Below are 6,244 nucleotides of genomic sequence, written 5' to 3' on the forward strand. Positions count from 1 at the left end.
TTCGGTCAGGACTCGAAACCGCCCCGCCCTACCGGCTTCCTACGCGCGTAGATATGCTGCTCTGGTGACTATGTCCACTCTTGCAGCCAACGCCCCCGGCGCCGCGGGCGGCGGCCTCTCGGACGTCGCGGCGTCCGAGGCCACCTTGCGCCGTTTCCTGCACGGCCTGCCCGGGGTCGATCAGGTCGGTCTGGAGTCGCGGGCCGCGACCCTCGGCACGCGGTCGATCAAGACGACCGCCAAGGCCTTCGCCATCGACCTCGCCATCTCGATGATCGACCTGACCACGCTGGAGGGCGCGGACACGGCCGGCAAGGTCCGCTCGCTGTGCGCGAAGGGCCTGCACCCGGACCCGACGGACCGCTCCGTCCCGCAGGTCGCGGCGATCTGCGTGTACCCGGACATGGTCGCCACCGCGAAGGAGGCGCTGCGCGGCAGCGGCGTCCAGGTCGCCTCGGTGGCCACCGCCTTCCCGTCCGGCCGGGCCGGGCTGCCGGTCAAGCTGGCGGACACCGCGGAGGCGGTCGCCGCGGGCGCGGACGAGATCGACATGGTGATCGACCGGGGCGCGTTCCTCTCCGGCCGCTACCTGGAGGTGTTCGAGACGATCAAGGCCGTCAAGGCGGCCTGCGAGCGCCCCGACGGCACCTCGGCCCACCTCAAGGTGATCTTCGAGACCGGCGAGCTGCAGACGTACGACAACGTCCGCCGGGCGTCCTGGCTGGCGATGATCGCGGGCGCGGACTTCATCAAGACCTCCACCGGCAAGGTCGCCGTGAACGCGACCCAGCCGGTGACGCTGCTGATGCTGGAGGCGGTGCGGGACTTCCGCGCGGCGACCGGCGTGCAGGTCGGCGTGAAGCCGGCCGGCGGCATCCGCACCACCAAGGACGCGATGAAGTACCTGGTGATGGTGAACGAGACGCTGGGCGACGACTGGCTCAGCCCGCACTGGTTCCGGTTCGGCGCCTCCAGCCTGCTGAACGACCTGCTGATGCAGCGCCAGAAGCTGAGCACCGGACGGTACTCCGGTCCCGACTACGTGACGGTGGACTGAGGACGATGGCCAAGACCAAGAAGACCGAGACCGAGACCGGGACCGGGCAGCCCGTCCGCGCGGGGAGCCTGTTCGCGTACGCCCCGGCGCCCGAGTCCCCCGCCGCCGCGGGTGAGATCGCGACCGGCTACGGCCACTTCATCGGCGGCGAGTTCGTCGACTCCTCCGGCTCCCAGGCGCTGAAGACCGTCAACCCGGCGACCGAGCAGGTGCTCGCCGAGTTCGCGCAGGGCACCGAGGAGGACGTGGACCGCGCGGTGCGGGCCGCCCGCAAGGCGTTCGCCGACTGGTCGGCGCTGCCGGGCAGCGAGCGCGCCAAGTACCTGTTCCGGATCGCCCGGATCGTCCAGGAGCGCAGCCGCGAGCTGGCCGTGCTGGAGTCGCTCGACAACGGCAAGCCGATCCGCGAGACCCGGGACGTCGACCTGCCGCTGGTCGCCGCGCACTTCTTCTACTACGCGGGCTGGGCCGACAAGCTCGACTTCGCGGGCTGGGGCCCGAACCCGCGCCCGCTGGGCGTGGCCGCGCAGGTCATCCCGTGGAACTTCCCGCTGCTGATGCTGGCGTGGAAGATCGCCCCGGCGCTGGCCACCGGCAACACCGTGGTGCTGAAGCCCGCCGAGACCACCCCGCTGACCGCGCTGCGCTTCGCCGAGATCTGCCGGCAGGCGGGCCTGCCGGAGGGCGTGGTGAACATCGTCACCGGCGACGGCCGCACCGGCGCCGCGCTGACCGCGCACCCGGACGTCAACAAGGTCGCCTTCACCGGCTCGACCCCGGTCGGCCGGGCCATCGCCAAGCAGCTGGCGGGCACCCGCACCAAGCTCGGCCTGGAGCTGGGCGGCAAGGCCGCGAACATCGTGTTCGACGACGCGCCGCTGGACCAGGCGGTCGAGGGCATCGTCAACGGCATCTTCTTCAACCAGGGCCACGTGTGCTGCGCGGGCAGCCGCCTGCTGGTGCAGGAGTCGGTGCAGGACGAGCTGCTGGACGCGCTCAAGCGCCGGATGGGCACCCTGCGGGTCGGCGACCCGCTGGACAAGAACACCGACGTCGGCGCGATCAACTCGGCCGCGCAGCTGGCCCGGATCACCGAGCTGGCCGCGGCGGGCGAGCAGGAGGGCGCCGAGCGCTGGGCCCCGGAGTGCGAACTCCCGGGCGCGGGCTACTGGTTCCGCCCGACCCTGTTCACCGGCGTCTCGCAGGCGCACCGGATCGCCCGCGAGGAGATCTTCGGCCCGGTGCTGTCCGTGCTGACCTTCCGCACCCCCGCCGAGGCGGTGGAGAAGGCCAACAACACCCCGTACGGCCTGTCCGCGGGCATCTGGACGGAGAAGGGCTCGCGCATCCTGTGGATGGCGAACCGGCTCCGGGCGGGCGTGGTGTGGGCGAACACCTTCAACAAGTTCGACCCGACCTCGCCGTTCGGCGGGTACAAGGAGTCCGGTTACGGCCGCGAGGGCGGTCGCCACGGCCTGGAGGCGTACCTCGATGTCTGAGACTGCGACGCGCATCGACATCTTCAAGACCTACAAGCTGTACGTCGGCGGGAAGTTCCCGCGCTCGGAGAGCGGGCGGGTGTACGAGGTGACCGACACGAAGGGCCAGTGGCTGGCGAACGCCCCGCTGGGCACCCGCAAGGACGCCCGGGACGCCGTGGTCGCGGCCCGCGCCGCGGTCAAGGGCTGGTCCGGCACCACCGCGTACAACCGCGGCCAGGTGCTGTACCGGGTGGCCGAGATGCTGCAGGGCCGCCGGGAGCAGTTCGCGGCCGAGGTCGCCGCGGCCGAGGGCGTGGGCGCGAAGAGGGCGGCGGCGCTGGTGGACGCGGCGGTCGACCGCTGGGTCTGGTACGCGGGCTGGACCGACAAGGTCGCGCAGGTCGCGGGCGGCGCCAACCCGGTGGCGGGGCCGTTCTTCAACCTGTCCGTGCCGGAGCCGACCGGCGTGGTGGGCGTGCTGGCGCCGCGGGCGGGGCAGGGCTTCTCGCTGCTGGGCCTGGTGTCGGTGGTCGCCCCGGCGATCGCCACCGGCAACACCGTGGTGGTCGCGGCGGCCGAGCGGGCCCCGCTGCCCGCGCTGTCGCTGGGCGAGGTGCTGGCGACCTCCGACCTGCCGGGCGGCGTGGTCAACCTGCTCTCCGGCCGCACCGCGGACATCGCCCCGACGCTGGCCTCGCACCAGGACGTCAACGCGCTGGACCTGGCCGGGGCGATCGACCCCGAAGGGCCCGGCGCGGCGGCGGCGCTGGAGGCCGCTGCGGCGGATACATTGAAGCGAGTGGTCCGACCGGCCGCCGACCCGTCCGCGGAGGACTGGACGGCCGCGCCCGGCACCGGGCGGCTGCTCTCCTTCCTGGAGACGAAGACGGTCTGGCACCCGATGGGCATCTAGCCCCTCGCCCGACCGGCCAACTCCACACAGACCGGCCGTCCTCAGCGCCCTATCCCCCCCCGGGGCCCGGACGGCCGTGACGGGCCCGCACTTCTCCCCCCCTGGTGCGGGCCCGTCCCCATGCCCGCACGCAGCGTGAAGGGGACGACCGGCGGGTTCCGGGCTGCCCCTCCGATGCCGCAGACTGGTTCCCCGTGAGTGACATCCCGCTGAACCGCCGCCCGATATCCCGCGTCATCCTGCTGTCGGGCCCCTCGGGGTCGGGGAAGTCCTCGCTGGCCGAGCGCAGCGGGCTGCCGGTGCTGCAGCTGGACGACTTCTACAAGGACGGCGACGACCCGACGCTGCCGCAGCTGCCGGAGGAGGGCGGCCCGGACTGGGACTCGCCGCTGTCCTGGCACGCGGAGCAGGCGCTGGCGGCGATCCGGTCGCTGGCCTTCGAGGGGTGGGCCGAGGTGCCGGTGTACTCGATCCCGGACAACGGGCGCTCGGGCAGCCGGGTGCTGGTGCTGGACGGCGCGGCGGGCTTCGTCGCGGAGGGCATCTTCGCCGCCGAGCTGGTGCGCCGCTGCCGGGCGGAGGGGCTGCTGGGCGACGCGCTGTGCCTGCGCAACAAGCCGTCCACGACGGCCTGGCGCCGCTTCCGGCGGGACGTCCGGGAGGGCCGCAAGTCGGTGCCGTACCTGGTGCGCCGGGGGGTGCGGCTGATGCGGGCCGAGCGGGGCATCGTCGCCCGGCAGGTCGAGCTGGGGTCGTACGCCTGCTCGGGGGTGGAGGCGGGGCGGCGGATCGCCGCGGTGGCCCGCCAACTGCCCGCCGAACTGGTCTGAGCACGACGGAGGGCGGGGGCCCCGGTGCCGTTCCCCCCGCACCGGGGCCCCGCCCTCGCGTCCGGGTCCGGGACTTCCCCCCTGGCGGCCGTCTCCCCCGAGTCGGCCGCCGCGTCCCGTGCCCTTCCCCCCTCTTTCCCCCCACTGCCCGTCCCCCGACGGGAGTCCTGTCGCGTCAGGCGACCAGCTCGCCGAAGGCGTGCACGGTGTCGCCGGAGCGGTTGAGCTGCTCGTCCTCGCGCATCCGGCGCAGCGCGCGCCAGATGGAGCTCTTCACGGTGCCGACGCTGATGCCGAGGATGTCGGCGATCTCCGGGTCGGTGCGGCCCTCGTAGTAGCGCAGCACGAGCATGGTGCGCTGGTTCTCGGGCAGCTTGGCGAGCGCCTGCCAGAGCACGGCGCGCAGCTCGGTGCCGCCCATCGCGTCGGTGTCGCCGGCCTGCTCGGGGAGCTCCTCGGTCGGGTACTCGTTGACCTTGCGGCGGCGCCAGGCGGAGATGTGCAGGTTGGTCATGGTGCGGCGGAGGTACCCGCCGACGGCGGCCTTGTCGGTGATCCGGCCCCAGGCGCGGTAGGTGGAGAAGAGGGCGCTCTGCAGCAGGTCCTCGGCCTCGTACCGGTCGCCGGTGAGGTGGTAGGCGGTGGCGTACAGGGAGGCGCGGCGCTCGCGCACGTACGCGGTGAACTCGGCGATGTCGCGCGCCTCGTCCGTCGCGGCGGCCGGGTGCTCCCCCTGCGCGCCTCCCTGGTCGGCCTGCTCACCCCGGAAGGTCTGCGGCGCGAGCCGCAGCGTCCGGCCCCCGGCCAGGTTCCCCGCCCGGCCGTGGGTGGTGTCCCCGCTCCTGGTCCCCACGACCGGGCGGCGGGTCCCGGCGTTGTGCGCGCACCCCCGTACGAGCACGGTGCCGGCGTTCTCCTCCTCGTGACGCGGCCGGTTGGTGCCGAGGACGGCGGAACGCGGCCCGGCGTTTCGGGTCGTCAGCGTTGCGGTCATCGGGCACCCCCATGGTCGGTACGAGCGGTTCCTCGCCGCGGCGGCTCCGGCGGTGTTCTCCGGGGCGTCTCGCGGCGACAAGGAAAATCCTGCCGTCCGCGCGTCATGGCGATGTCCGTCGACTGTCACAGAGCTGTCACAGGAGCGGCCGCCCCGGGGCATTCGGGTGCTCCTCGGTTGCGGACGCCGGAGCAGTGCCCTCCGGTTCCCGGTGCGCCGGGAGTCACCCGGGTGGGTGCTTCGGGTGGCCGGGTGGGACACAATGACCCCCGTGTCTTTCCTGCTTCTGATCGAGGACGACGACGCCATTCGCACCGGCCTCGAACTCGCCCTCACCCGCCAGGGTCACCGGGTGGCCGCCGCCGCGTCCGGCGAGGACGGCCTGCGCCTGTTCAAGGAGCAGCGCCCGGACCTGATCGTGCTGGACGTGATGCTGCCCGGCATCGACGGCTTCGAGGTCTGCCGCCGCATCCGGCGCACCGACCAGTTGCCGATCATCCTGCTGACCGCCCGCTCCGACGACATCGACGTGGTGGTGGGCCTGGAGTCCGGCGCCGACGACTACGTGGTCAAGCCGGTGCAGCCGCGGGTGCTGGACGCCCGGATCCGGGCGGTGCTGCGCCGCGGCGAGCGGGAGAGCTCGGACTCGGCGGCGTACGGCGGCCTGGTGATCGACCGCTCCGCGATGACCGTCACCAAGGACGGGCAGGACCTGCAGCTCACCCCGACCGAGCTGCGGCTGCTGCTGGAGCTCAGCCGCCGCCCCGGCCAGGCGCTGTCCCGCCAGCAGCTGCTGCGGCTGGTGTGGGAGCACGACTACCTGGGCGACTCCCGGCTGGTGGACGCCTGCGTCCAGCGGCTGCGGGCGAAGGTCGAGGACGTGCCCTCCGCGCCGACCCTGATCCGCACCGTCCGGGGCGTCGGGTACCGTCTCGACCCGCCCGTGTGACCCCTCCCCCGCCTCCCCCC

The 6,244-nt window shown here is 73.3% G+C and carries 6 protein-coding genes; 5 read left to right on the forward strand and 1 reads right to left on the reverse strand.

Annotated elements, in window-relative coordinates; genetic code table 11:
* Positions 1 to 70: 70 nt before the first annotated feature.
* The 4 genes from deoC to OO57_RS27780 all read left to right on the forward strand — a co-directional run bounded on the left by deoC (position 71) and on the right by OO57_RS27780 (position 4,281).
* A complete protein-coding gene (gene deoC / locus OO57_RS27765) occupies positions 71 to 1,057 on the forward strand; it encodes a deoxyribose-phosphate aldolase (RefSeq protein ID WP_081974011.1) in 987 nt (328 codons plus the stop codon).
* Positions 1,058 to 1,062: 5 nt separating this feature from the next.
* Positions 1,063 to 2,556 carry an aldehyde dehydrogenase family protein gene (locus OO57_RS27770; protein WP_234337528.1) on the forward strand — a complete coding sequence of 498 codons (1,494 nt, stop codon included), beginning with the start codon at positions 1,063 to 1,065 and terminating at the stop codon, positions 2,554 to 2,556.
* Positions 2,549 to 3,451 (forward strand): aldehyde dehydrogenase family protein, encoded by a 903-nt coding sequence (locus tag OO57_RS27775; RefSeq protein WP_033255424.1) that lies wholly within the window; start codon positions 2,549 to 2,551, stop codon positions 3,449 to 3,451. Before OO57_RS27770 ends, OO57_RS27775 begins: the two co-directional genes overlap by 8 nt.
* 194 nt (positions 3,452 to 3,645) lie before the next feature.
* A complete protein-coding gene (locus tag OO57_RS27780) occupies positions 3,646 to 4,281 on the forward strand; it encodes an ATP-binding protein (protein WP_081974012.1) in 636 nt (211 codons plus the stop codon).
* 175 nt (positions 4,282 to 4,456) lie between these two features.
* On the opposite strand, the gene OO57_RS27785 is transcribed toward OO57_RS27780, so the two are convergent.
* Entirely contained in the window at positions 4,457 to 5,263 is an 807-nt protein-coding gene (locus tag OO57_RS27785) for a SigE family RNA polymerase sigma factor (RefSeq protein ID WP_418909915.1), read from the reverse strand.
* Positions 5,264 to 5,537: 274 nt separating this feature from the next.
* On the opposite strand from OO57_RS27785, the gene OO57_RS27790 reads away from it, so the two are divergent.
* Complete coding sequence (locus tag OO57_RS27790) at positions 5,538 to 6,224, forward strand: response regulator transcription factor (protein ID WP_030905207.1); 687 nt, start codon at positions 5,538 to 5,540, stop codon at positions 6,222 to 6,224.
* Positions 6,225 to 6,244: the final 20 nt, after the last annotated feature.

The organism is Kitasatospora phosalacinea (assembly GCF_000717185.1).
Classification (GTDB): domain Bacteria; phylum Actinomycetota; class Actinomycetes; order Streptomycetales; family Streptomycetaceae; genus Kitasatospora; species Kitasatospora phosalacinea_A.

Excerpts from the sequence above, each read along its gene's own strand:
- deoC (WP_081974011.1), top strand. The coding sequence starts at position 71 with ATGTCCACTCTTGCAGCCAACGCCCCCGGCGCCGCGGGCGGCGGCCTC.
- OO57_RS27775 (WP_033255424.1), top strand. The coding sequence starts at position 2,549 with ATGTCTGAGACTGCGACGCGCATCGACATCTTCAAGACCTACAAGCTG.
- OO57_RS27790 (WP_030905207.1), top strand. The coding sequence starts at position 5,538 with ATGACCCCCGTGTCTTTCCTGCTTCTGATCGAGGACGACGACGCCATT.
- OO57_RS27770 (WP_234337528.1), top strand. The coding sequence starts at position 1,063 with ATGGCCAAGACCAAGAAGACCGAGACCGAGACCGGGACCGGGCAGCCC.